Origin of the sequence: Thiocystis violacea, assembly GCF_016583575.1 — a bacterium.
GTDB classification, from domain to species: domain Bacteria; phylum Pseudomonadota; class Gammaproteobacteria; order Chromatiales; family Chromatiaceae; genus Thiocystis; species Thiocystis violacea.
The window spans coordinates 1-486 of sequence record NZ_NRRG01000191.1; the positions used below are offsets into that span (position 1 = coordinate 1).

Sequence of the window (486 nt, forward strand, 5' to 3'; positions counted from 1 at the left end):
TCATCCATGCCGTCTCCGACGAGCAGGACATGCGCAAGATGGGCGGGCTGTGGAGAAAGATCCCGATCACATACGCCATGATGCTGGCGGGCACGCTCGCCCTGACGGGCTTTCCGATGACGGCCGGCTTCTTCTCCAAGGACGCCATCATCGAGGCCTCCTTCATGGGCCACAACGTCATGGCCGGCTTCGCCTTTGTCATGCTCGTCGTCGCCGCGGCCTTCACCTCTTTCTATTCCTGGCGCCTCGTCTTCATGACCTTCCATGGCAAGCCGCGGGCATCCACCGAGGTGATGAGCCACATGCACGAAAGCCCGCAGGTGATGCTGATCCCGCTCTATGTGCTGGCGGCCGGCGCGCTCTTCGGCGGCTTGCTCTTCAGCGCCGCCTTCATCGGTGCGGAGAGCACGGCCGAGTTCTGGAAGGGCGCGATCTTCACAGCCCATGGCAACGAGATTCTGGAAGAGATTCACCATGTGCCGTCAT

Annotated in this window: 1 protein-coding gene; it reads left to right on the forward strand. The window is 61.9% G+C overall.

Features of this window, described 5'->3' with window-relative positions; all coding sequences use genetic code 11:
* Positions 1-29 precede the first annotated feature (29 nt).
* On the forward strand, positions 30-486 hold a 457-nt coding region (locus tag CKO27_RS24145; RefSeq protein WP_276570212.1), incomplete at its 3' end, for a proton-conducting transporter transmembrane domain-containing protein.